This is a genomic window from Mycobacterium ostraviense (assembly GCF_002705925.1).
GTDB lineage: Bacteria > Actinomycetota > Actinomycetes > Mycobacteriales > Mycobacteriaceae > Mycobacterium > Mycobacterium ostraviense.
Genome location: NZ_NKRE01000174.1, coordinates 1 through 1,396 on the forward strand (window position 1 = coordinate 1; position 1,396 = coordinate 1,396).

At 65.4% G+C, this 1,396-nt stretch carries 1 protein-coding gene; it reads right to left on the bottom strand.

Annotated elements, in window-relative coordinates:
* The coding region (locus CDN38_RS28540; protein ID WP_099319521.1) for an IS701 family transposase at positions 1–1,233 on the bottom strand (1,233 nt) is incomplete at its 3' end.
* Positions 1,234–1,396 lie beyond the last annotated feature (163 nt).

Sequence of the window (1,396 nt, forward strand, 5' to 3'; positions counted from 1 at the left end):
CTGTCGCTGGTAGTGGGATAGCTGGGCTCGGTATTGGTGTCGTCGTCGCCAGTGCGACCAGGCCAGCAGGCTTTTGATGGTACGGCGGGTGGTTAGCAGCAACATGTCGAAGAGGCGGCGAAATTCGTTGACGGTCAACGCAATCAGCCCGACGGGGGTGGGTTGGGTGTTGCGCTCGACGGCGGTGGCCACGGCCAGGAAGGCATGAGCGAGCATGGCCAGGGTGGTCCAGCGATGCCAGGATCTCCAGCGGCGGACCTGGTGCTGGTCGAGCCCGGTCAAGCCCTTGGCGGCCTGGAAGGATTCTTCGATACGCCAGCGTTGACCCGCAACAGTGACCAGGGTGTGCAAGGTGGCTGGGCGTGGTGAGTAGCTGCGTAGGTAGGCCTGCTCACCGGTGGTGTCGTTGCGCCGGATCAGCAAATGGTGCTGGCCAGTGTCGGTGTCGTCTTCGGCGTCCAGCGCGATCCAGGCCCAAGAGTAATAGCGCTGCCCGTGGCTGCCGGCGCCGGCGGAGTGTTTCTGCCACGCCCACGGCGGCAGCTGTGCGGGGAGCTGGTCGACGCGGATCGGTCCGGCCTGGGTCGGGACTCGCCGGTTGGCGGCCACGGCCAGCACATAACCCAGGCCGTGGTTGCGGATGGCGGCACGCAGTTTCGGGTCGGCGCCGTAGACCTCGTCGCCAGCCACCCAAGCCGCCGGAACCTTCGCATCCACGGCGCGGGCGATCAACCCACAAGCCAGGGTGGGTTTGGTGGCAAAACCTCTGCTATCAGCCGGTATCCCCGCCTCGTCGCAACGATCCGGATCCTCGGTCCAGCAGCGCGGTAGATACAGCGCTCGGTCGATCAGGGCATGCCCACGCGGGGCGGCATACGTCAGATACACCGCGACTTGGGAGTTTTCGATGCGCCCGGCGGTGCCGCTGTATTGGCGTTGCACCCCGACGGTAGCGGTGCCTTTCTTGACGTCGCCGGTCTCGTCGATGATCAGCACCGCGCCGGGATCACCAAAGGCGTCGACGACGTAATCACGCAGATCGTCGCGGACAGCATCAGCGTCCCACTTGGCGCGGGCCAGCAGATGCTGCAAACCATCGGGGGTGTGATCGCCGCGGTGCTCGGCGATCGTCCAGCAATTCTTGCGATCCAGCCCGGAAATCATCCCGGCCATCAGCGCAGCAGCATGCCGCAACGGTTCATGGCGGGTAAACCGCGGCGCGATCCGATCGATCACCGCCGAGAACTGCGCCCACCACCGGTCAGGGTCTACGCTGGCAGCCGCGGGGGCCGCGGCATATTCAGATGTGTTCACAAACTCCGAACAATGCCCCGGCCACCGCTTCTACCAGCGCAGACACGCCGATACACTCCAGCCCCGAACTACGGCTGCAGTA